The sequence below is a fragment of the Microbacterium oxydans genome (assembly GCF_006540085.1).
GTDB classification, from domain to species: Bacteria; Actinomycetota; Actinomycetes; order Actinomycetales; family Microbacteriaceae; genus Microbacterium; species Microbacterium oxydans.
In genome coordinates, this window is record NZ_BJOG01000005.1 from 129,212 (window position 1) to 151,160 (window position 21,949).

Annotated in this window: 17 protein-coding genes and 2 tRNA genes; 7 read left to right on the forward strand and 12 right to left on the reverse strand. The window is 68.5% G+C overall.

Going from position 1 to position 21,949, the window contains the following annotated elements:
• Window positions 1–89 precede the first annotated feature (89 nt).
• Both MOX01_RS11825 and MOX01_RS11830 read left to right on the forward strand, forming a co-directional pair.
• The gene (locus tag MOX01_RS11825) at window positions 90–638 is read left to right on the forward strand and encodes a helix-turn-helix domain-containing protein (RefSeq protein ID WP_058630582.1); all 549 of its coding nucleotides are present in this window, start codon (window positions 90–92) and stop codon (window positions 636–638) included.
• The gene (locus MOX01_RS11830; RefSeq protein WP_141369852.1) at window positions 638–1,879 is read left to right on the forward strand and encodes an MFS transporter; all 1,242 of its coding nucleotides are present in this window, start codon (window positions 638–640) and stop codon (window positions 1,877–1,879) included. Before MOX01_RS11825 ends, MOX01_RS11830 begins: the two co-directional genes overlap by 1 nt.
• A gap of 60 nt (window positions 1,880–1,939) precedes the next feature.
• On the opposite strand, the gene MOX01_RS11835 is transcribed toward MOX01_RS11830, so the two are convergent.
• A tRNA-Glu gene (locus MOX01_RS11835) sits at window positions 1,940–2,012 on the reverse strand.
• A 150-nt stretch (window positions 2,013–2,162) separates the two neighbouring features.
• Between MOX01_RS11835 and MOX01_RS11840 the strand changes: the two genes are divergently transcribed.
• On the forward strand, window positions 2,163–2,801 hold the full coding sequence (locus MOX01_RS11840) for an MBL fold metallo-hydrolase (protein ID WP_141369854.1): 639 nt from the start codon (window positions 2,163–2,165) through the stop codon (window positions 2,799–2,801).
• A gap of 3 nt (window positions 2,802–2,804) precedes the next feature.
• Window positions 2,805–3,686 (forward strand): aminoglycoside phosphotransferase family protein, encoded by an 882-nt coding sequence (locus MOX01_RS11845; RefSeq protein WP_141369856.1) that lies wholly within the window; start codon window positions 2,805–2,807, stop codon window positions 3,684–3,686.
• On the opposite strand, the gene pepN is transcribed toward MOX01_RS11845, so the two are convergent.
• Together pepN and MOX01_RS11855 are read right to left on the reverse strand one after the other, a co-directional pair.
• Window positions 3,679–6,165 (reverse strand): aminopeptidase N, encoded by a 2,487-nt coding sequence (gene pepN / locus MOX01_RS11850; protein WP_141369858.1) that lies wholly within the window; start codon window positions 6,163–6,165, stop codon window positions 3,679–3,681. The genes MOX01_RS11845 and pepN overlap by 8 nt on opposite strands.
• Before the next feature lie 44 nt (window positions 6,166–6,209).
• Complete coding sequence (locus tag MOX01_RS11855; RefSeq protein ID WP_141369860.1) at window positions 6,210–8,663, reverse strand: hypothetical protein; 2,454 nt, start codon at window positions 8,661–8,663, stop codon at window positions 6,210–6,212.
• A 141-nt stretch (window positions 8,664–8,804) separates the two neighbouring features.
• On the opposite strand from MOX01_RS11855, the gene MOX01_RS11860 reads away from it, so the two are divergent.
• Together MOX01_RS11860 and MOX01_RS11865 are read left to right on the forward strand one after the other, a co-directional pair.
• Entirely contained in the window at window positions 8,805–9,302 is a 498-nt protein-coding gene (locus MOX01_RS11860) for a hypothetical protein (protein ID WP_058630576.1), read from the forward strand.
• A gap of 1 nt (window position 9,303) precedes the next feature.
• Window positions 9,304–10,311: a DUF3137 domain-containing protein gene (locus tag MOX01_RS11865; RefSeq protein ID WP_230977881.1), complete on the forward strand. Its 1,008-nt coding sequence runs from the start codon at window positions 9,304–9,306 to the stop codon at window positions 10,309–10,311.
• Here the strand turns inward: MOX01_RS11865 and MOX01_RS11870 are convergent.
• The 3 genes from MOX01_RS11870 to MOX01_RS11880 all read right to left on the reverse strand — a co-directional run bounded on the left by MOX01_RS11870 (window position 10,277) and on the right by MOX01_RS11880 (window position 13,210).
• Window positions 10,277–11,290 carry a DNA topoisomerase IB gene (locus MOX01_RS11870; RefSeq protein WP_141369862.1) on the reverse strand — a complete coding sequence of 338 codons (1,014 nt, stop codon included), beginning with the start codon at window positions 11,288–11,290 and terminating at the stop codon, window positions 10,277–10,279. The genes MOX01_RS11865 and MOX01_RS11870 overlap by 35 nt on opposite strands.
• 87 nt (window positions 11,291–11,377) lie before the next feature.
• Window positions 11,378–11,878 (reverse strand): hypothetical protein, encoded by a 501-nt coding sequence (locus MOX01_RS11875; protein WP_061017614.1) that lies wholly within the window; start codon window positions 11,876–11,878, stop codon window positions 11,378–11,380.
• A 9-nt stretch (window positions 11,879–11,887) separates the two neighbouring features.
• A complete protein-coding gene (locus tag MOX01_RS11880; protein ID WP_230977880.1) occupies window positions 11,888–13,210 on the reverse strand; it encodes an MFS transporter in 1,323 nt (440 codons plus the stop codon).
• A gap of 44 nt (window positions 13,211–13,254) precedes the next feature.
• On the opposite strand from MOX01_RS11880, the gene MOX01_RS11885 reads away from it, so the two are divergent.
• Window positions 13,255–14,031, forward strand: a complete 777-nt coding sequence (locus MOX01_RS11885; RefSeq protein WP_141369864.1) for a hypothetical protein — start codon at window positions 13,255–13,257, stop codon at window positions 14,029–14,031.
• A 33-nt stretch (window positions 14,032–14,064) separates the two neighbouring features.
• Here the strand turns inward: MOX01_RS11885 and MOX01_RS11890 are convergent, their stop codons facing one another.
• The 6 genes from MOX01_RS11890 to MOX01_RS11915 all read right to left on the reverse strand — a co-directional run bounded on the left by MOX01_RS11890 (window position 14,065) and on the right by MOX01_RS11915 (window position 21,928).
• Window positions 14,065–17,424, reverse strand: coding sequence for an ATP-binding protein (locus MOX01_RS11890; RefSeq protein WP_141369866.1), 3,360 nt, complete (start codon window positions 17,422–17,424; stop codon window positions 14,065–14,067).
• Entirely contained in the window at window positions 17,421–18,083 is a 663-nt protein-coding gene (locus MOX01_RS11895; RefSeq protein ID WP_046748422.1) for a DUF4194 domain-containing protein, read from the reverse strand. The genes MOX01_RS11890 and MOX01_RS11895 overlap by 4 nt, the downstream gene beginning before the upstream one ends.
• A complete protein-coding gene (locus MOX01_RS11900; RefSeq protein WP_141369868.1) occupies window positions 18,076–19,539 on the reverse strand; it encodes a DUF3375 domain-containing protein in 1,464 nt (487 codons plus the stop codon). Before MOX01_RS11900 ends, MOX01_RS11895 begins: the two co-directional genes overlap by 8 nt.
• 96 nt (window positions 19,540–19,635) lie before the next feature.
• Window positions 19,636–19,707: transfer RNA gene (locus tag MOX01_RS11905), tRNA-Gln, on the reverse strand.
• Window positions 19,708–19,808: 101 nt separating this feature from the next.
• Window positions 19,809–21,314: a glutamate--tRNA ligase gene (gene gltX / locus MOX01_RS11910; protein ID WP_046748420.1), complete on the reverse strand. Its 1,506-nt coding sequence runs from the start codon at window positions 21,312–21,314 to the stop codon at window positions 19,809–19,811.
• Between the two features lie 53 nt (window positions 21,315–21,367).
• A complete protein-coding gene (locus MOX01_RS11915) occupies window positions 21,368–21,928 on the reverse strand; it encodes a hypothetical protein (RefSeq protein ID WP_141369870.1) in 561 nt (186 codons plus the stop codon).
• Window positions 21,929–21,949 lie beyond the last annotated feature (21 nt).

Consider the following 21,949-nt stretch of genomic DNA (forward strand, 5'->3'; position numbering starts at 1 on the left):
CTGACGTGAGGAACCGGCCTGTTCCTTGATTTTCCGCGGTATACAAGAACCCTTGTGCGTTTGACGCCGTGAGCCTAGCGTCGTCTTCCGTGGAAGACATCTCCGTTATCACCGCTGTGCACCATCCGCTGCGCCGCCGCATCTACGACTATCTGCTCCTGTACGGAACGGCACAGGTCACGGCGATCGCCCGCGCGCTGGACAGTCAGGTCGGCAGCATCAGCCATCACCTTCGCATGCTGGAGCGCTCCGGCGTCGTCGAACGCGCCCCTGATCCCGACGGAGACAAGCGCACGAGCTGGTGGAGAGTGGCACGTCGGGGTCTCACCTGGTCGACAGACGATTACGCGGACTCGCCCGCCGATGCCCTCCTCGCCCGTGAGGCGCAGCGTCAGGGTATCCGTATGCAGATCGACCGGCTCCAGCGCTGGCATCGCCATCGCCATGACCCCGCATACGCCGAGTACGACGGATCCAACACGGAGACCACGGCGTGGGCCTCACCCGACGAGCTACGGGATCTCTCCGCGCGGCTGCTCGAGACGATCAGGGAGTGGCAGGACGGCATCGATCTCGACGACGGCCGACGCCGTGCTCCCGTCTTCGTGTTCGCGCACGCGTTCCCGACGGAGCCCTGATGTCCGCCGTCAGCGACCCGGAGGAGATCGTCGCCCCTCCCCCCTTCCGTCGCGATCGTCTCGTGCACGCCTGGATCGGAGTGAAGGCGCTGTCGGATGCCGGCGATGCGCTGTGGACCATCGCGCTCGCCTGGACGGCCGTCCAGGTGGCCTCCCCCGCTGTCGCCGGTCTGATCGTCGCTGCCGGTACCGTGCCGCGTGCCGTGATCCTGCTGTTCGGAGGGGTGATCGCCGACCGCGCGGACCCGCGCCGCATCATGCTCGTGTTCAACGTGCTGCGCGTGGGCGTGCTCGTCGCCGTGGCGCTGTGGGTACTCGCCACCCCGCCCACCGTCTCGGTTCTGCTGTTCGCGGCGATCGCGTTCGGGGTGTGCGACGCGTTCTACGAGCCGTCCGCCGGGACGATCGCCCGTCAGCTCGTGCGAGCCGCCGACCTTCCCTCCTACGGCGCAGCAGCTCAGACGGCCTCGCGGCTGGGGACCATGGGAGGGGCGGCGATAGGCGGATTCATCGTGGCCCATGCCGGCCTTGCGGGAAGCGCGTCCGTGAACGCCCTGACCTTCACACTGGTCGTCGCCTTCATCGCGATCTGGCTCCGCCCGCGCTTCCGCCTCGCCAGGGCGGAGAAGGAGTCGGCACTGCGCGGGATCGCACGCGGGTTCGCGCACCTCGCCGAGAATCCCACGACCCGCACGCTCGTGATCGCCCTCTCCGGGCTCAATCTGGCGGTCGGCCCGGCGATCGGAATCGGACTCGCCCTCCGCGCCCATGCGGAGGGGTGGGGCGCGCAGGCCGTCGGACTCTTCGAAGCGCTGCTCGGGCTCGGTGCAGCGCTCGGCGCGATCTCCGTCGCGAAGTGGCGTCCGAACCACGAGGCCCGCGGCGGGTTCCGGGCGCTGGTGCTTCAGGGCGCCGGGATCATCGCGCTCGGAATCGGGCCGGCGTGGAGCGTCGCCGTGGCGGCCTTCGTCATCGGCGCGACGGCTGGTTACGCATCGGTGCTGTTGAGCGCGACGTTCTCGGCCACCGTCGACACCGCCTACCTCGGCCGGATGAGTTCGCTCACGCGCCTCGGCGACGACTGTCTGATGCCGCTGGCGATGGCCGGATTCGGTGCTCTCGCGTCGTCGACGGCGCTCTGGGTGCCGTTCGCACTCTTCGGAGGAGCCATGATGGCGCTGATGGTCCTGCCCCTGAGCAACCGTTCATTCCGGTCGCTGTCGTTGAGGCCCGCTGTATGAGCGACGACCACCCTGGGAAACGAGAAAGCCTCCGGCGAACCGGAGGCTTTCTCTGTTGTGTGACCCCAGCGGGATTCGAACCCGCGTTACCGCCGTGAGAGGGCAGCGTACTAGGCCGCTATACGATGGGGCCGTCTGGCGGAATGTTTCCGTTCCGCGACAACCGTTCAAGTATGCCACGGCGATTCTCACTGCGCCAAATCGACGCCTCCCCGTCACGAATCCCGGGCGTGGCGCACCGGATCCGTTTGCCGTGCGCGTTCCGAAGGAGTTGACTCTTCCCATGCGCGTCACCAAGTTCGAACATGCCGCCCTCCGTATCGATGCGAACGATGAGACCCTCCTGGTCGATCCCGGGTCGTTCACCGCTCCGCTGAACGACCTCACCGATCTGGTGGCCATCGTGATCACCCACGAGCACCCGGACCACTGGACATCCGAGCACTTCGACCGCCTCCTGCGCGACGCACCGGGGACGCCGATCTTCGCGCCGGCCGGTGTCGCCCGCGCCGCCGAGGGCTACGACATCACGGTCGTCAACCCCGGGGACTTGGTGGAGGTCGGCAGCTTCACACTGCGGTTCTTCGGCGGCACCCACGAGGTCATCCACACCTCGCTTCCGACGGTCGAGAACGTCGGCGTGCTGATCAACGACGAGCTCTACTACCCCGGCGACTCGTACGCGGTCCCTGAGGGCGTCTCCGTCGGCACCCTCGCCGCTCCCCTCGGCGCACCCTGGCTGAAGATCGGCGAGGCCATGGACTATGTGCTGGCTGTCGCGCCGCGCCGGGCGTTCGGAACCCACGACATGACGCTTTCCGTGATCGGCAAGAACATGCATCGTCAGCGGCTCCAGTGGGCGACCGAACAGGGCGGCGGCGAGTTCTTCGTGCTGGAACCCGGCGACTCCCTCGACCTCTGAAACATGGTCGACTCCCCCGCCGCGGAGCTCACCCTGGACGAGCACGGCGTAAGACGGCTCGTTCGGACGGTGGCTCCCGAGCTCGGCGACCTCCCGCTGACGCGCTTCGCGGAGGGCTGGGACAACGTCACCTGGCGTCTCGGATCGGACCTCGCCGTGCGCATGCCCCGCCGGCTCAGGGCAGCGCCGCTCATCCGTCACGAGCAGCACGCACTCCCCCTCTTCGCGATGCATCTCGCAGCGGTGAACATCCACACGCCTCTACCGGTGTTCGCAGGCGCCCCGACGCCGGAGTTCCCCTGGCCCTGGTCGATCGTGCCCTGGCTGCCGGGGAGGCAGGCGCTCGGGCTCCCCCGCCGCGACAACACCTCGTGGGCCTCCCAACTCGCGACAGCCCTCCTCCTGCTCCACCGCGAAGCGCCCGCCGACGCACCCGTGAACCCTGTGCGCGGCGTCCCGCTGGTGGCACGCGACCAGAGCATCAGAGATCGACTCGCCGAACTGACCGCAGCGATCGCCACGCCTCTCGGAGAACTCTGGTCAGCGGGACTCGAGGCCGAGCCCGCCACGGAGCCGGTCTGGATCCACGGCGACCTGCATCCCGGGAACATCCTGATCGACGGCGACAGGCTGTCCGCCGTGATCGACTTCGGCGACGTGACCTCCGGTGACCCCGCCTACGACCTCGCAGCAGGGTGGCTCGCCTTCGACGCCGAAGGTCGACATGTCTTCCGCCGAGCCTCCGGCGGAAGGTACGACGACGCGACCTGGGTCAGGGCACGAGCCTGGGCTGCGGCCATGGCCGCGATCCTCTGCCACTCGAGCGATGATCGCGCGGATCTGCGCGCGCTCGGTCAGCAGACGGCCGCCGAACTGATCAGCTGACCGAAGCTGCACGCACACGGAGATCGCGCGCGAGATGGTCCCGCTGCTCCATCACGAGCCGCCGGAGGGCGGCAGGCGCTGCCGGATTCGCGGCCAGCCACGCATCCACCGGCTCCACCGACTCCGACGCGGGGAAGAGCCCGATGACCAGGCGCCGCGCGATCTCGATGCTGCGCTCTGACCAGGCTCGGCCGATCCGCACGAAATACTCGTCGTCGAACTCGGAGATGAGATCACGGCGTCCCCCCGCACGGAAGCCGCCGATCACCGCGTCGAGATGATCATTGCTGAGCGAGAGGTCGTTCCACGCGGAGTCCCATGCGTCGCGCCGCACATCCGCGTCGGGCCGTGAGGCACGGGCGCGCCGTGCAGCCGTGCGTCCGTCGCCGGTGTCGTCCCGCTCCTGCTCCGCCGTCACGTCTTCGTCATCAGCCTGCCCCACGGTCACGAGCGCGGTGAGGAGCTGCCAGCGCAGGTCGGGGTCGATCACGAGCCCCTCCGGGACATTCCCCTCCAGCAGCGCGCGCACCTCTTCGTGACGACGATCGTCGAAAGCGGACGCGGTCGCGAACGCTCGGGCCCAGGAGAGCTGCGCGTCGCTGCCGGCATCGGCGGTCTCCAGTGCGCTCCACACCGTGTCGGTCCAGCGGCGCTGCTCCTCGTCGCGACTCGCGTCCGGCACGAAGTGACGGATCGTGTAGATCGCGTTCGGCAGCACGCCCGTCAACAGCCCGATGTTGGACTCGTCCGCCGCATGGCTGCGCACGATTCGGAGGTAGCGCAGCGCTTCGAGCTCGCCGTCGCGGGTCGCGTTCCACAGCGAGGACCACACGAGGGCACGTGCCAGCGGATCATCGATCGCGGACAGGGACTCCTCGACCGTGCGGAGGGAGCGTGCGTCCAGACGCGCCTTCACATAGGTGAGGTCGTCGTCGTTGAGCAGCACCAGATCGGCGTCGGGCAGCTCGATCGCGGTGCGCTCACCGATCACGTCGAGCTCCTGCTGCTCGCGACGGAGCACACGACCGTCGAGACGTTCGTACATGCCGATGCGGAGCCGGTGGGGCCTCGGGTCCGTCTGCACCAGGACGGAGCGTCCCTCCTCGTCCGTCTCCGTCGACAGCGTCGACACTCCGGAGGTCTGCAGCCATGCCGCCGACCAGTCGCTCATGTCGCGGCCCGAGACCGCGCTCAGCTGCACCAGGAAGTCGTTCAGCGTCGTGTTGCCGAACGCGTTGGCGGCGAAGTACCGGCGGGCGCCCTCGAAGAACGCGTCATCGCCGACGAATGCCACGAGCTGCTTCAGAACAGCCGCACCCTTGGCGTAGGTGATCCCGTCGAAGTTCAGCTTCGCCGCCTCGAGATCGGTGATGTCCGCGACGATCGGGTGGGTCGTGGGCAGCTGATCCTGCTGATAGGCCCAGGCCTTCCGTCGCGCGGCGAACGTCACCCAGGCGTCCTGGTAGCGCGTCGCCACCGCCGACGCGTGCGCGCCCATGTAGTCGGCGAACGACTCCTTCAGCCAGAGGTCGTCCCACCAGGTCATGGTGACCAGGTCTCCGAACCACATGTGCGCCATCTCGTGCAGGATCGTGTTCGCCCGCGCAGCGCGCTGTGCATCCGTGGCCGCCCCGCGGGAGAGATACGCCTCCGTGAAGGTCACGAGACCCGGATTCTCCATCGCGCCCAGGTTGTACTCCGGCACGAAGATCTGGTCGTACTTACCCCACGGGTACGGGTAGGCGAACGCCTCCGTGAAGAAGTCCAGCCCTTGCCGGGTGACCTCGAGGATCTCGTCCGCGTCGAGGTGCGAGGCGAGCGAACGCCGGACGAGCACGCCGAGGGCGATGTGCAGCTCATCGCGCCGCCACTCGCCGTCGACGCGCGAGTACGGACCGGCAGCGACCGCTGTGATGTAGCTCGAGATCGGCAGAGTCGGGGCGAACTCCACACGCTGCACGCCGACACCCAGGTCGGTGTGCGCAGGCGACTGATTCGAGAGCACCTGCCACCCGGTGGGGGCGTCCACGACGAACGTGTACTCGGCCTTCATGTCCGGCTGCTCGAAGCATGCCATCACCCTGCGCGCGTCCGCCGGCTCGTACTGCGTGTAGAGATAGGTCTCGTCGTCCACAGGGTCATGGAAACGGTGCAGTCCCTCACCGGATCGGCTGTACGCCGCGACCGCCTCGACCCGCACGACGTTGGCGGCCGCGAGACCGGAGAGCGAGATGCGCGCGCCGTCGTAGACGACCTCCTGATCGACGCCGTTCACCGAGACACTCCGGACCTCTTCGCCGATGAAGTCGAGCCAAGTGCTCTCCCCCGTCGCATCGAACTCGAGGGTCGTCACCGTCGGGAACCCGGTACGGGCGCGCTCCGGCGCACCGGTCAGGTCGAGCTCGACGCGGATGCGATGCACGGTGACGGCGGCGGATCGCGCGGCCGTCTCCTCGCGGGTGAGGTTGGCTGTGTCCATGCATCCATCCTGTCACCCGGATGCCCGACGGATCGTCCTCACGCTCACGTCGGTCGGAGCCGGTGTCCGATCGCCGAGTACACCTGTGCGGACGCGTGCGACCGGGCCGCTGCTGCGTCGTCGTCGTGACGTGCGAACGCGATGCGCGACAGGATCGCGTCGCTGCGTGCGACTTCGGCGCGATCTCCGGTCGCCTCCGCGACGCTCCGCGCCTCTTCTGCGTGCCGCTCGGCCTCGGCGAGGAGATGCGGGGACGCGGAGTCGCTCGCCGCAGCGAGGACCAGGATCTCGGCGAGCGAATTCGCAGCCTCGGTGGCGATCAAGGGCGACCCCGCGCGCTCCGACTCCCGGAGGATCCGCTGCGCCGTCGTCCGCGCGCGGTCGGACTGGCCGTTCCGCCCGTCGATCCGGGCGCCGAGGAGTTCGAGATCGGCCGATGTCGCGAACTCTCCTGCGGACTGCAGGGCGCCCATCGCGTCGGCGCACAGTGCACGGGCCCGCAGGTCGTCACCCCGTGCTTCCGCGATGAGCGCACGCGTCCGGCGGACGAACGGCAGCGGTTCACCGTTCGATTCGTCCATCAACTCCTGCAGTTCCTCGTCCGCAGCATCGAGGTGTCCGATCGCGAGGAACAGGAGCGGGCGATTGCCGCGCACGACAGCCACGTTCAGCTCGTCCCCCTCCGCCTTCGCCATGCTCAGCGCAGCGGTGTAGCCCTGCAGCGCCTCCGGGTAGCGGGCGAGGATGCGAAGGGTGTCCGCATGGTTGCCGGTTGCCCGCCCTTCGACGACCCTGTCCCCCGCGTCGCGCGCGTGTGCGATCGCCCGTTCATAGGAGACCAGCGCCTGCTCGAGGTGACTCATCCAGCGCTGCACGTTGCCGATCTGGTTCCAGGTGCGGGCGAGAGCCGCGCCCGAAGCGATACGACGCACGCGGTGCAGGATGATGAGCGCTTCGTCCAGCCGCCCGAGCTTCTCCGCGCAGTGCGCCACGCCGAGAGCGATGTCGGGCACCAGGTCGAGGCCGTCTCCGCGGGCTGCCAGATCGTGCAGCTGCAGCGATTCGCTCCAGAGCGACCAGCGGGACAGCACCGGGTGCGATGTGATCGCCAGCCGTTCCACTTCGGAATCGAGACCGTGCTCGCGAGCCGCCGACGCCACCGCGAGCACCGTCCCCACCTCACGCGCGGCGAAGTCGGGATCCTCTTCCATCCGGACCAGCACGGCGGACGCGGAGTCGCGGACGAAGTCCCTGCGGACGGATGACGGGCGGAGGGAGCGCGACCGCTCTGCGGCGAAGGAGAACACCGTGTCGTGCATCCGCACCCGTCCCTGGCGCAGCTCCACGAGGTGCCGGGCATGCAGACGGTGCAGATCGCGTGCGGCGGCGGGGCCTCCGGCTGCGATGAGCACACCTTCCTCCACCTCTCGGTCGAGCAGCGCGGCGTTCGCGAGGAGATCGGCTTCGCCCCTCGGCAGGGATCGTGTCGCCGCCTCCAGAACAGGTCGGATGCGCACGTCGCGTGGCTCATGCTCGAACCGCGATGCCAGGTCCGCGAACGACCACCCCTGGTGTTCACGGATGATCCCGGCGAGCATCACCAGATCGAGCGGCAGGCCACCCGCCACGGTGACGATGCGCCGCAACGCCGCCGCACGCTCATTGCTCCCTCTGATCACGGTCGAGGAAGCCCCGTCGAGGGAGAGGAGGTGATCGAGCAGGCGCTCGGCTTCTGCGTGCGACATCGGCGGGACGACGACCCTCTCCACGCGCAGAGCCGTCGGGGACAGACGCTCCTCGAGGCCCCCGAGGTCGACGCGCGCCGTCACGATGAACCGCACACCGGGAACCAGCAGCGCAGCCAACCGCACCGGGTCACCCGCGTCCTCGATGACGACCGTCAACTCGCGCGCGCTGATCCGCAGCTGCTCACGAAGACGCGGCAGCTCGTAGGGGAGGGAGCGGACTCCGAGAGCCCCCAGCATCCGCCGCAGGACGTCGATCGGATCCGCCGGAGGGCGTTCGGTGTCGGATTCGCGCAACTGCACGGTGAGCACCGGCGAACGGCCGGCCAGCGCCGAGGCGAGAGTGGTCTTCCCCGCCCCCGGCAGACCGGTGAGAACCAGCACGTCGGCATCGGGAAGAGCGGTCAGCAGCTCTTCGCGTCCGATCTCCGCGCCCGCGGGATCCCGGATTCCGAGTGCCACCTCGACGTGCACCCCCGATCGCGCACCGTTGAGAAGCCGCGCGGTCTCCCGCCACCGCGCAGCCTCCTCGTCGTCGCCCCCGAGCACGCGGACGATATCGCCCACCAGACGATGGTCCACGCGTCGCCGTCCCGGACGGAAGCAGTCGTAGACGGTCACCTTCGGCGGTTCGGCACCGTGACGCACCCCGCCGATCCGACGGGCGATCTCGGCATACGACGGCGAGCCCGCGTCCACACGCATCCGCCCGAGGCCCAGGCAGAGCTCGTCGAGGGTGCGGGGCACGGGCATGAGTCGAGCCTAGGACACGCGGTCGGCGGGGTCGGCGCCGTGCGTTCGGGCTCGTTCGGACTCCGACGGGCCCGCCCAGCGCACACCTAGGCTCTCTCGACGGAGAGGCCACCCGACCTCCCGGAAGAGGAGAGAATCCCCATGACGACACGTGCAGAGATCGCGGCCAAGCTCGACGACTTCTCGTACCAGAAGCTGAATTTCGGCGGGTTCCTGATGAACAAGCGCGCCAAGAACTCGCATGCCCTGTGGACCCGCACCGCCGACAAGGGCGTCACCGAGCTGGCGCTGCTCGCCACAAGGGACTTCGGCGAGGGGAACGTCTACGACGTCGCCGCCTTCACGCTCGAAGGGGCCATCCCGACCGAGGTCCTCGACGAGCTGAAGCAGCAGGCCGAGGCGCTCGTCGACCGCGTCAATCTGCGTGCACACGGATACGTGTACACCTGCCTGGAGCCGTGGGACGGCGGCGGCACCATCTGGATCTCCAAGAAGCCCGAGTTCCGCGAGCTCAGCCGCCTCGATCAGGGCATCCACGTCGTGCCGATCCAGCGGCTCACCGGTCCGGGCGAGCCCCGGTGGCTCGCCTGGGCGCGCGAGGGCGGACAGCTGAACATCGCCATCGTGTACAAGCCCTGACGTGGCACCCTTCTCGGCCGGTCGGGCCGCCCCACTCGCGACGGCTCGCGGATGGGGCAGCCTGACACTGGTCGCGTCGTCGGTCGCCACGCTCGTCATCGCCGGAGCCCTGGCCTTCTATCTCCTGCCGGTCGGATTCGCGCTGTCCGGGACGACGCTCGTGTACGCCCAGGTCGCGACGATGCTGCTCGGCGCCGCACTCGTCGCGTGGTCGACGATGTCCATCAGTCGGCATCGTCGACGGCGCACCGCCCTCGCCGAGATCGCCGCGGCTTTGGGCTGGCGGTATCGCGCTGACATCGGCGACCACCCGTGGGGCGGCTCCATCGACGAGCAGGTCGATCGCGGCGACCGCACCGCGCAGGACCACCTGGACGCCCGACACAGCGCCGTCCCCTTCGACAGCGTCGAACGCACCTTCGTGGTCGGCGATGGAGAGGGCGCGACGATGCACACCGTGCGCGCTGTCCGCATCCCGCTGCCGTCCGAGGCTCCGAGGATCATGCTCCGGTCGCGGCGCGGTGGCGGGGCGCTCAGCGTGCTCCCTCGGCGTCCGACCGGCCGAACCCGCATCCGGCTCGAGGGGGACTTCAGCGACGTGTTCGACGTATCAGTGCCGCCGGGATACGAGACGGACGCGCTCTATGTGCTCACCCCCGACCTCATGGCGATCCTCGTCGACGAGAGCGCCGACCTCGACCTGGAGATCGTGGACAGCACGTTGCATGTCTACTTCCCCGCCGTCGATCTGACCGATGGGGAGGAACTGCGGCGCTTCCTCACCGTGATCGCGGCGCTTCACGATCGCGTCGGGCGACGAACCCTGCTGTACCGCGACGAGGCCGCGACGCCTCTCGATCCGGGGACCTACCGGCGTGACGGCGACACGCTCGCCGGTCGCGCACGCCACGTCGACACGCGTACCCGGTGGTGGCCCGTGATCGCAGCCGTGGCCACGCCCCTCGTGCCGATGCTCATCGCCGTCGTCTGGCTCCGGATCGCCGGGTGACCTTCCTCGAGATCTCCGGACCACCGAGGAGTCTCCTGATGGCGGTCTCAGGCGTCACGGAGAGGTCGAGCGTCCGTCCGCGTCCGTATTGGCTGAAGACCCGAGGATCGATGTAGCTCGCTCGTGCCACCGCGGTCGTGTTGCCGAGCGCCGTCGCCGCCGCCTGCACGGCAAGGCGCTCTGCCTGACTCCGGTGGTTCCGGCTGTCGAGCTCGCCGATCCGGGCGAGGGCGTCCGCGGCGATGATCGTGCCGTGCAGCGTGCGGAAGTCCTTCGCCGTGAAGGACTCCCCCGTGACCTCCCGGAGATAGGCGTTGACCTCTGCGGGCGTGAGACGCACGCGACGCCGGCCTCGGCGGTACGCGAGCAGGAAAGCGCCCGACTTGCCCGCGGCGAAGTCGGTCAGGGCATCGGCCAGGGCTTCATCCGTGATCTCGATCGACGCCGTGCGGCCGCTCTTGGCGGGGAACGACAATGCGACATCACTCCCCGCCACACGCACATCTCGTCGTCGCAGTGTCGTGAGACCGCGGCTGCCGTGTCGCACCAGGTAACGCTCCGACCCGATACGGAGGGCTGCGTCGTCGAGAAGGCGGAAGGCGATGGCGAGGGCGCGCTCCTTCGTCTGCCCCTCCTGGGCCAACGCCCGGGTCACCTGCGCTCTCGCGCGCGGCAGCGCGGCGGCCAGATCGAGGGCGCGCACGAACTTCTTGCGATCTCGGCTCACCCGCCACAGGGGGTGGTACAGGTACTGCTTGCGGTCGGCGCCGTCCACCCCCACCGCCTGAATGTGAGCGAGCGGGTCCGCGGCGATCCACACATCCCGCCATGCGGGTGGGATGACGAGGTCGTTGATCCGCTCGCGATCGGCCTCGGGCGCCGTGTTCCCTGCCGGATCGACGTACCGGAACCCCGATCCCGATCGCACGCGCCGGAACCCCGGATCCTGCCCCGGGGCAACCCGGATGAGTTTCGCCATCGTGAGCCCTTCCTCGACTGCCTGCGCTCGAGGATGCCCCGTGGCACGGATCCGTGGAAGGGAGTGGCGCCGTACCCTGCCCCCGTGCTATTCGCTCCCGGCTTCCGCGCGCGGCGCCGCGAAGGCGCTGCGCATGTGGTCACTGGTGAGGAAGTCGGCGATGCCGATCATGATCAGGCTGAAGACGATCTGCTCCGACACCATCCAGAGCGGGTAGAGCCCGGGGATCGCCGCCATGACGAGCGTGATGACGGGGAAGATCTGCGCGAACAGACGAAGGCGCTGATACGCCCACCGCCAGCCACGCTGTGCCCGCCAGGCGAAGTAGAACAGCGTCGCCGTCATCGCGAGCACCACGAGCGTGCGCATCCAGACGGCGAACGAGACCGACTCGCCGTCGACCGCGAGCACCAGCGCGACGACGACGGCCCCGACGCCGATGACGAGCTCGACGATGAGGAGCCAGATGATCCAGGTGAACGCACGCACCGTCTTGGGATGCGTGCGGTCGGTCTCGCTGATGGCGATGCCGGCCTGCCGCCCACCGGCGATCCGATCCAGTCGGAGGAAGAGGGACTCCAGAGCCATGCTCGGAGCCTATTGGGTCGGGAGCCGGTCCGCCTCGTCCGTTCGATGGATGCCGGTGACGCCGTTGGCGGTCGGGGAGACGACCCGCTCGAGGACGATCGCCAGCACTCCGACGGCGAGACTGCCCGCGATCATGACGCCGATGAATCCGGCATCGAGTCCTCCTCCGAGCATCACACCCGCGACGAGCGGCCCGAGGATCGCCCCTCCCTGGAACGCGGCCGAGTTGATGGCGTTGTACCGACCGCGCGTGCGATCGGTAGCCAGATCGTTGTAGATCGCGGGAACCGTCGGCTGGAGCATCGTCTCGCCGAAGGCGAAGACACCCATGTAGGCGATCACGCCGATCGCCGAGGCGAGGGTGCCAGGCAGGAATCCGGTCGCCCCGAGGAGCACCCATGACAGCGCCCAGATGAGTGCCATCGCCTGCATCACCCGCGTACGACGCTTGCCGGAGATGAGTCTGAGGACGGCGAACTGCAGCAGCACGATCACCGCGGTGTTGACGGCGAACGAGATGCCGACCACCTGCGTCGAGACCTCCGACACCTGTCGGGCGAAGGCAGGGAAGCCCGCCTCCATCTGCCCGTAGCCGATGAACACCGAGAGGAACGTGAGCAGCGTCAGCCAGAGCACGGCGGGGCGACGCAGGATCTCGCGATATCCACCGGCAGGCGGTGCGTCTTCTTCGGCCTCATGCTGAGTGCGCACACGTCGGAGCGGGCCCAGGAGCAGGGCGAGGGGAACGAGGCTGCTCGCGGCGTCGACGAGGAAGATCGTGGTGAACGTCGCGGGGTCGCTGACGTCGACGAAGAAGCCTCCGATCACTCCGCCGACCCCGATGCCGAGGTTGACGAGAGCGAAGTTGACGCCGAAGTACTGCTGGCGCACCTCGCCCTCCACCACCGACGCGATCAGCGCGTTGAAGCCCGGCCACGACACACCGAAGTTCACGCCGATCAGCATGACGGCGATCGCGGCGACGACAGGGTGCGTGGCGAATGCCAGAAGCGCGCACCCCACGATCATCGACAGCAGCCCGACGATCAGCACCCGGCGTGCACCGAACCGATCGATCAGTGTTCCTCCCGGGCCCGTCACCACGAGTCCGGTGATCGCGATGAGGCTCATGAGAGCGCCGGAGACCCCGAGGTCGAACCCACGGACCTCGTGGAAGTAGATGATCGTGAACGGGAGCGTCATGCCGCGTCCGAGTGTCTGGATCGCGACCGTCGACAGCAGCCAGCGCCCCTCCGTTGGCAGGGCGTTCCAGAAGCTCCTCATACCGATCACCTCGACATTCTTCCGGATGCCGGGGACATCGCGATCCACGAGCGGATTGTCCGCCGAGCGTGGTTTCTGCCATCATCGCCAGCATGGCGCTGTCTCTCGACGAATTCCGCACCTCGCTGCAGGACCCCGGTGCCCGGCCGGGCCTTGGCCTCCCCCTCACGGATGCGGAGGCGCAGCAGGTGGCCGCCGACGCGCAGGCGACCCTGAGCTGGTACGAGTACTGGCTGGCCGTGACAGCGCAGGCCGCGCCGCTCGGCACCCACGACTTGGTGCACGCCGCCGCCTTCGCTGCCGCTCCCCCGGCCTATGGCGGCACTCCGCCTGCCGCGGGACCGCATGTCACGCCAGGCGTCGGGCCGGAGAAGAAGAGCCGGGTCGGGCTCTGGGTGACGCTGTCGGTGATCGGCGCACTCCTGCTCATCGCCCTCATCGTCGTGGTCGTCGCCCTCACCACCGCCCGGCACTGGACGAAGGTGGATTCGCCGGAGAAGCCCGAGACCTTCCACAGCGAGGAGTACGAGACCGGCCTCTACCTCGTGGCCGACGACGGTGTGAGCCCGTGCGCCGTCGATCAGGACTGGACCGACTGCATCAACGCGATGGAGGCCCAGTACGCCGGAGCCTGCGCCGGGGTCGAGCTGGTCCCCGCCGCGGCTACCCTCTGCGGACAGCATCGTGCCGAGATCGACCGTATGCGCGCCGAGGACTCGGAGGGATCGGTCGTGGCCTCGCTCGGCGACTTCGGGCACCTCACGCGCACCCCGGAGATCGCGACGCGGCAGGTGTCCAACAACGACTACGAGGCGGCTGTCACCCACGAAGCCGTGTGCTACCTCGGCTTCCTCGGCGAGTGCGAGTAGGCAGGCGGACCCTCCTGCCCCGCACCGCCGCGCTCAGATCGCCGCGTCCGGCAGACCCACCTTCGCCTTCGCCCAGGAGCGCCCGCGGGTGTCCTTGAGGATGTCGTACTCGACGTCGACGTGCGGCTCGATCGCACTGTACTTGTCGTTCGGCGCGCCGATCACGAGCTGGAAGCCGAGTCCACGCCATGCGCCGATCGCGCGCTTCGTGAAGTGGGCATCCGCCTTGATGAGCGCTTCGTCCATGAAGACGGGGGCGTAGCGCGGCCGGGCAGCGCCCGCATCTCCGAGCTGGTAACGCAGCGCTGCTCCCACGATGAACGCGACGAGCTCCTGCGACTCCCCTCCGGACTTCTCGCCGATGTGGTCGTAGAGCGCGACATGCTCCCGCGTCGTCGCTGTGACCCGCTCGGCACTCACGCGCACGTGGTTGCGCACGTCGATGAGCTCGGCGAAGTCGGGAGCCGTACGGCGCATCCGTCCGATCAGACGGCTCATCTTGCGGTACACGGCTTCGCGCTCGGCGTCGGTCTCGGCAGCGTCGATCAGTCCCCGCACCTCGCGGAGCTCGCGGCGGAACCGCTTGCGTGCCTCGCTCTGATTCTCGCGCGGGGTGATCTGAAGACGATGGTCGTCGTCGTAGAACGGCAGCTCCTCCATGATGCGGTTGATCGGGTCGATGCGATCCTTGATCTCGCGGAGCGACCGGCTGAGAGTCGAGTCGAGGCTCGTCAGGTCGTTCCCCGAGAGCTTGAGCAGACTGTCACGCCACTCGGTCTCCAGCTCGTGGAGCCCGTTGGTCTGCAACGCCTCCAGAATGCTCTCGAACTCGCCGACGGACTCGTCGGGGTCCGGCAGGATCGTGAGGTTGTCCCAGCGCTCGAGGAACCCCGTCATCAGTCGCCGCATGCTCTCGCGCTGCTGCTCGTGGGCCTCCGCGGCCTCACGACGGTCCTCGTGCAGGCGCTGAGCGGCGGTCCTGAGCGCGGTGTCCAGGTGTGTGAGCCGCTCCGACGCGGTTACGCTCGCCCCGCTCTCGGCGTGCAGGAACCGGCCGTCCAGGAACGACGCATGTGTCTCGCCGAGCGAGAGGTCCGTGGCTGCCGCGGAATCGATCACTCTCTGACAGGCGTCGACGTCGTCGGTGACCTGTCCCCAGTGCTCCTGGGTCTGGGCGAGTTCGTTGCTGAGGCGCGCCTCCTCGTCCCGGAGCGTGCTCGCGCGGGACCGCAGATCCTCCGCCTGACGCTTGAGCTGCGCGATCTCGGGGCTGGCTGTCGTGACCTCCGCTTCGACGGCGAGCCAACGTTCCCGTTCGGCCTCGACCGCATCGACATCGATCTGCTCCCACGTGAGGTCCTCGATCTTCGCGAATGCGGTCGATCGTGCCTCGATGCGGTCGAGGGCGGCTTCGGCGTCCTGCGCCGTCGATGCGTAGCCGTCGTGACGCACGGTCAGCAGCCGCAGCTGGTCATCGATCTCGCGAAGCCGACGGTCGTTGGTGAAGCCGAGCACGTTGGCGCGTCCCTGACCGCCGTGGGCTCCCCTGCTGCCCTGCGACACCTGGCCGTTGATGGTGAGCGCCTTCTGATGGGCGTCCAACTGGGACGATGAGTCGACGCACACGTATCCGAACCGGTCCTGCAGCCGCTGCTGGAGCCACCCGGTGAAGGGGGTCGGCAGGTAGTCGAGCCTCCCGGGGAGGGTCTGCGGATCGGCGTTGCGCACCTCGAGGAGTCCGGTGGGGACGCCCTCGTAGTTCAGGCGCTCCGGGGTGCGCGTGGAGTTGATCGCCGCCCGGAAGGACGACAGCTTCTCCGCGTCGACGAGGAGCGTCCTGGCGAAGCCGCCGAGGGCGAGGTTGAAGGCCTCGCGCCACGGCTCGAACTCCGTCCGCACCTCGATGAGCTCTCCCACGAAGGGAAGCTCCGAAGGGTCGAGACCAGCCGCCTCCGCGAGCATGGCGCGGGACTCGTCGAGGTGGGAGGGAATGCTGCCGCGCACCAGACCGGTGCGCTCGCGCTCCTGACGCAGTCGTGAGATCTCGAGCTCGGTCGTCCTGCGGGCGGTCTCGGCATCGGCGAAGGCCGCGCGCGCGTCCCGGATCCCCGATCTCGGCGATGAACCCCGACTGTCGGCCACGAGGGCCTCGAACTGGTCGGCGTTCTCCACTTCCGCACCGAGATCCCGCACGATGGCGTCGAACTTCGCGCGTTCCCGCCGCACGTCGTCCAGGCGACGTTCGGCGACGCGGAGCTCCCGTTGCGCTGTCTCGAGGCGGTCACCGCCGGACTGCCGCAGGACATCGAGCAGACCCTCCCGCTCGGCATCGGCGGCGTCGACGAGGGCGCGCTTCTCCCGCACGGCGAGGCTGAGGGCGCGGGAGCGGTCACCCAGCTCGACCTCGACCTCGCGCAGCAGATCCAGGCGGCGCTGAGCGTTCCAGAGCGCGGCGAGGGACGACGGATCGGTGAAGACTCCGACTTCGTCGATGATCCGCACCCGTTCGGCTGAAGCCGCGATGCGCTCCTTGATTCCGCGGATGGGTTCGAGTGCGCTGACCTGCTGCTTCGCCGTCAGCATCCGGGTGCGCGTGCTCTCCAACTCATCGAAGTGCGCCACGACGGCATCCGCTGTGGCCATCGTCTCCGGCTCTTCCAGCACGAGCTTCTTGTACAGATCGTCGACCGTGGTGATCTGCTGCCCCGCTTGGATCCTGGCCAGCAGGCTGATCGCCTTCGCCCCGGACCCGGCCGCCCCGATCCCGAGCACCGCCTGCAGCCGGGCAGAGAACTCCCGGTCCGTCGCCAGCGTCTCCAGTCCCGCTGCCCGCACCGACGCATCGGAGAGCCGCTGCGTCGCGGCCTTCTCCAACTGTGCCAGGTCGAACGCCCCGTTCACGGTCGCTCGAACCCGGGTCGTGTCCTCCAGCACGCGGGCATCCGCCGGGATGTACCAGGCCCGCACGGCGGTGAACCGCGACCCGTCGTGGTCGAGCCAGGTCGTCGCGATGGCACTCCACGTGTCTTCGCCGTCGCCGCGGAGGACTCGCAGCTTGGTGCCGTCCTCCGTGCGGGATTCGTCGATCTTCCCTCGCCCGTACGAGAGGATGTTCCGCTGCTCCTCGCCGCGCGGTCGGCCGGTCACTCCGCCGTTCGACGCACCGTTGAACGGCGTCGTGTGAGGCATCATCAGGGCGATGTACGCGTCCATCAGCGTCGACTTGCCGGAGCCGGAGCCGCCGCACAGCAGCGTGGCGTTCGGCGAGAAGCGCACCCGGTGCGGGCCCCCGTCGTATCCACCCCAGTTGATCAGCTGCAGCTCGTCCGCGATCCACTGCTGTCCCCGCGAGCCGGCGGGGATGAGCCCGAAGAGCGTGTCGACCATCGTCATCGTTGCACCGCTTCCTGCGACCGCAGCCAGTCGCGGAGTTCCTTCAGGGTCTCGGCGCTGAGGACGACCTCGACGAGCGCAGTGATCCGATAGCGCCCGCTGGTCTCCTCCTGCACGATCCCCTCGCGATCCAGTCTGTCCATCGCGTTCCTGATCGCCTTCTGCTGCCGTGCCGTTCCGCCATCGACATCAGTGAAGTAGCTCAGCACGGTCTGCTCGAGATCCTCGATGTCGATGCGCACCGACGACTCGCCGGCCGCGGACTCCCGCTGGTAGACGGTGCGCAGATGCACGAGCACGAGCGTCTCCGCACGTGTGTACGGGGAGTCCTTCAGCAGCACCGGCATATCGATCTCATCGGAGCGCAGCTGCTGCTTGTAGGCGAAACCGCGACCGTGGTCGACGACAAGTCGGAGGTACAGGTCGTTCAGACGCGACTCGATCACGTGCTGATGATCGAGCAGCAGCGTCCACTCCTTGCGGTTGCGCTCCGCGGCGATGAAGCGCCGCTGAAGGATGTGGGCGAGCAGACGGCGGATCTCCGGATCGAGGGTGCCGCGGTCGCCGGCGAAATGCTCCTCGATGTCTTCTTCCATGGGGACGGGAGCGATGAACGGGTCATCGACCGCTGCTTCCGGCGCGGGGCTCTCTTCAGGCATGTGCGTCTTCCTTCGTGTTGCGCGCCGTGACGGCACCGAACGCGAAGCGTCGCGTCGAGCCGTCGGGGCGCAGAGCTTCGACCACCGACACCGTCTCGCTCTCGGTCATGCCGTTGCGGTGGGCGATCTCGAGCAGTCCGACAAGGTCGACAGGGCGCCGGGTGTCGTCGTCGCTCTCGGCGAATGCGGCGGCGAGATCGAACTCGGGTCCGAGCCCCGCGACGTACTGCTCGAGCTCCGCATACCTCGGACCACCCCACGCGCGGGAGTCGACGTCGGCGAACTCGACGTCCCCGGCGTCGGCCAGAGGGGCGGGGACCGCGGGTGGACGGATGCTGCTCACGGTCTGCCTGAGGTGCCCCAGGTCGGCGAGCGGAAGACTGCGCACCGGTGCGTCGCTCGCCCCCGTCCCGTCCCACACGTGCAGCGCGGCGATGACGTCACGCAGCAGGTCGTCGATCTGACGGTCCCGCAGCGGATCGTGTGTCTTCACCTGGCCGGTGATGACGTGCGAGGCTCGACGTTGCGCAGCCAGCACCTCCTCGACCCCGAGCTCCACGCGGCGTCCGATCGCGTCGAGCTCGGCCCGCTGCGTGCTGTCGAGCATCCGGGCGAACGGCTGTCGGAGCAGACCGTGCAGTTGGTCGGTGAGGGCATCGATGCGCTCCGGATCGCCGATCAGCTTGAGAGCGCCGGCGAAGGCGCGTCCTTCCGGCGTCGAGTTCATAACATCCTGCGCACGCTGCAGGTACTCGCGCAGCACCTCACCCGTCGGCCGCTCATCACGGCGCAGATGGGCGACGACGTCGCGCTGCATGAGTTTGAGGGATTCGGCGACCCGGGTGAAGTCGGCGGGAAGCTCGCGCGCCAGATGCAGCACGTTCTCCGCTTCCTCGAAGAGCTCTTCATCATCGAGTGGATCGGCTCTGCCCGACTCCTCGATCCGATCGATCTCGGCATCGAGTGCGGCGCGCTCCTCCCGGAGGCGGGCGAGTCGACGAACGGGGTCTGCCTCGGCGCTGTCGGCCAGATGCTCCACGGCCTCGAGGAGCGTGCGCACTCGGGAGTTGGATACGCGCGTGCGCCCGCCGCCCGTGCGCCCCGCGATCTCCAGAGCCTCGACAGCGTGCGCGGAGAGTCGATACACCTCGACGTCCTCGTCGATCTGCTGCACCAACCAGCCCAGGCGGACCCAGTTCCTCGCGACATCGCGGCCGGTCCCCGAAGGGACCCGGCGATCGTCGTCATCGTCGCTCGCATCCCTGAGTTCATCGAGGATCTCCGCGAGCTCGGCCTGGGCGTCGGCGATCGGGATGGAGACCCGGTCCGCCGTGAACAGAAGAGACAGCGACGCCACGACGAAGGGGGCGAAACGGCCGTGCAGCAGGTCGAGAGTCGGAGTGCTGAAGGCGGTGACGGCGCGGGAGAATGCCGCTTCCACTCGAGTGCCTGTCACACCTTCCAGAATAGTCGGCGCCCTCGTCGTCCCTCGACGCGACGCGATGGTCTCGGAAACGAAGAAACCCCCGCCTGAGCGGGGGTTTTCATCTTGCTGGGGTACCTGGACTCGAACCAAGAATAACGGAACCAGAAACCGTCGTGTTGCCAATTACACCATACCCCAAGGGCGAAACCAGGGCCTCGCACCGAGAGTCAAGCCTACCTGAGCGGCGGCGGAACACCAAAACCGGTGGACCGAGGACCGCCGCCCGGGCGCGTCGCGACTCAGCCGGCCAGGAACACCGAGAGCGAGCGGAGCCGACGCAGCGACTCCTCCTTGCCCAGCAGCTCCATCGATTCGAACAGCGGCGGCGAGACCCGGCGGCCGGTGATGGCGACACGGGGCGGACCGTAGGCGATGCGCGGCTTGAGCTCGAGCCTCTCGACGAGCTCCGCGGCGAGGGCCTCCTGGATCTTCTCCGGGGTGAAGTCGTCGAGGGGCTCGAGAGCCACGACGCACGCGTCGAGCACCTCGGCAGCATTTGCCGGAAGGCCCTTGAGGGCGTCCTCCGCGTACGAGACCTCATCGGTGAACAGGAAGCCCACCATGCCGGGCACCTCGCCGAGCAGCTGCACCCGCTCCTGCACGAGAGGCGCGACGCGGAATGCCGTCACCAGCTGTTCGTGCGTCGGCTCGTCGAAGAGTCCGGCTGCGGCGAGGTACGGGATCGTCCGCTCGGCGAAGTCTTTCTCGCCGAGCATCCGGATGTGGTCGCCGTTGATCGACTCGGCCTTCTTCTGGTCGAAGCGCGCCGGGTTCGGGTTCACGTCGACGATGTCGAACGCGGCGGTGAACTCGTCGAGCGAGAACACGTCGCGGTCATGTCCGATCGACCAGCCGAGCAGGGCGAGGTAGTTCAGCAGTCCCTCGGGGATGAAGCCGCGGTCGCGGTGCAGGAACAGATCCGCCTGCGGGTCGCGCTTGGAGAGCTTCTTGTTGCCGGTCTCCCCCAGCACCAACGGCATATGCGCGAACCGCGGGACGAACGTCGTCACACCCGCATCGATGAGAGCCGCATACAGCGAGAGCTGCCGGGCGGTGGACGGCATCAGGTCTTCACCACGCAGCACGTGCGTGATGCCCATGAGCGCGTCGTCGACCGGATTCACGAACGTGTACAGCGGCACACCGTTCGGGCGCACGACCACGAAGTCGGGGAACGATCCTGCGGGGAAGGTCACCTCGCCGCGGATGAGGTCCACATACGTGACGTCTTCGTCCGGCACCCGAAGGCGCAGCGCCGGCTGACGACCCTCCGCACGGAACGCCGCCTTCTGCTCGTCGGTGAGGTCGCGGTCGAAGTTGTCGTAACCGAGCTGCTTGGCGCGCCCGGCGGCCTCGTTGCGCGCGTCGATCTCCTCGGCAGTGGAGTAGCTCTCGTAGAGGGCTCCCGTGGCGATGAGCTTGTCGATCACCTCGCGGTAGATGTCGTGGCGCTCCGACTGCCGGTACGGCGCGTGGGGTCCACCGACCTCGACACCCTCATCCCAATCGATCTTGAGCCAGGTGAGCGCGTCCACCAGCTGGCGGAAGCTCTCCTCGCTGTCACGGGCGGCATCGGTGTCCTCGATGCGGAACACCATCTTCCCGCCGTTGTGACGGGCGTACGCCCAGTTGTAGAGAGCCGTGCGGACCATGCCGACGTGCGGCAATCCGGTCGGCGAGGGGCAGAAGCGGACGCGGACGTCGGCACCACTGACGGTCGTGGTGAGGGGGTGAGGGGTAGCCATAGCCCTTCGATTCTACGGGGACCGCGCGTTCGCCCATCGGCGGGCGCGAGGGCTCAGCCTCCTGGGCAGTCGCAATCGCCACCGCTGTGACACTGGCAGATCGGAGGCGGGTGATCCGCCGCCGTCACCGTCTCCCGCACCTGAAGGTCTGAGAACGGGACGACCTCGTCGTAGCTGGCCGCATCAACGGCGTCACCGCAGGCAGCGCCCTCCGTGCGGATCTCGGCGGCAGCCTCAGGGAAGACGAAGTCGACGCACGTGACGGCGGTCGACTGCTGGTACCAGAGCCCTCCGCCGGTCTCCGCCCCGCCTTCCACCGCGAGCGTCAGGGCCACGCCGTCCCCGGCCTCCTCGACGGCCAGCAGGGTGTAGAGGTGGCTGCCGGTGTCCGCCCCGCCTCGCGCATCAACGATGAAGTCGAATCCGGCGACGGTCGCTTCCGGATCCTCGATCATCTGGTCGCGGTACTCCCACAGCATGTCCTGCGCATCTTCCACGGAGTCGGCGAGGCTGTCCCTCATCAGGGTCCCGATGCTCGGCGCGCACCCGGCGAGAACACCGACGGTGGCGGCGAGCACGGCACCTGCGGCGATCCGTCCGGCGAGAGAGGACATGGCTCTGACCGTAGCGCAGTG

Excerpts from the sequence above, each read along its gene's own strand:
- MOX01_RS11870 (WP_141369862.1), bottom strand. The coding sequence starts at position 11,290 with ATGGCGAAACTCATCCGGGTTGCCCCGGGGCAGGATCCGGGGTTCCGG.
- MOX01_RS11845 (WP_141369856.1), top strand. The coding sequence starts at position 2,805 with ATGGTCGACTCCCCCGCCGCGGAGCTCACCCTGGACGAGCACGGCGTA.
- MOX01_RS11915 (WP_141369870.1), bottom strand. The coding sequence starts at position 21,928 with ATGTCCTCTCTCGCCGGACGGATCGCCGCAGGTGCCGTGCTCGCCGCC.
- MOX01_RS11855 (WP_141369860.1), bottom strand. The coding sequence starts at position 8,663 with ATGCCCGTGCCCCGCACCCTCGACGAGCTCTGCCTGGGCCTCGGGCGG.
- MOX01_RS11890 (WP_141369866.1), bottom strand. The coding sequence starts at position 17,424 with ATGACGATGGTCGACACGCTCTTCGGGCTCATCCCCGCCGGCTCGCGG.
- MOX01_RS11875 (WP_061017614.1), bottom strand. The coding sequence starts at position 11,878 with ATGGCTCTGGAGTCCCTCTTCCTCCGACTGGATCGGATCGCCGGTGGG.
- MOX01_RS11860 (WP_058630576.1), top strand. The coding sequence starts at position 8,805 with ATGACGACACGTGCAGAGATCGCGGCCAAGCTCGACGACTTCTCGTAC.
- gltX (WP_046748420.1), bottom strand. The coding sequence starts at position 21,314 with ATGGCTACCCCTCACCCCCTCACCACGACCGTCAGTGGTGCCGACGTC.
- pepN (WP_141369858.1), bottom strand. The coding sequence starts at position 6,165 with ATGGACACAGCCAACCTCACCCGCGAGGAGACGGCCGCGCGATCCGCC.
- MOX01_RS11840 (WP_141369854.1), top strand. The coding sequence starts at position 2,163 with ATGCGCGTCACCAAGTTCGAACATGCCGCCCTCCGTATCGATGCGAAC.
- MOX01_RS11895 (WP_046748422.1), bottom strand. The coding sequence starts at position 18,083 with ATGCCTGAAGAGAGCCCCGCGCCGGAAGCAGCGGTCGATGACCCGTTC.
- MOX01_RS11830 (WP_141369852.1), top strand. The coding sequence starts at position 638 with ATGTCCGCCGTCAGCGACCCGGAGGAGATCGTCGCCCCTCCCCCCTTC.
- MOX01_RS11885 (WP_141369864.1), top strand. The coding sequence starts at position 13,255 with ATGGCGCTGTCTCTCGACGAATTCCGCACCTCGCTGCAGGACCCCGGT.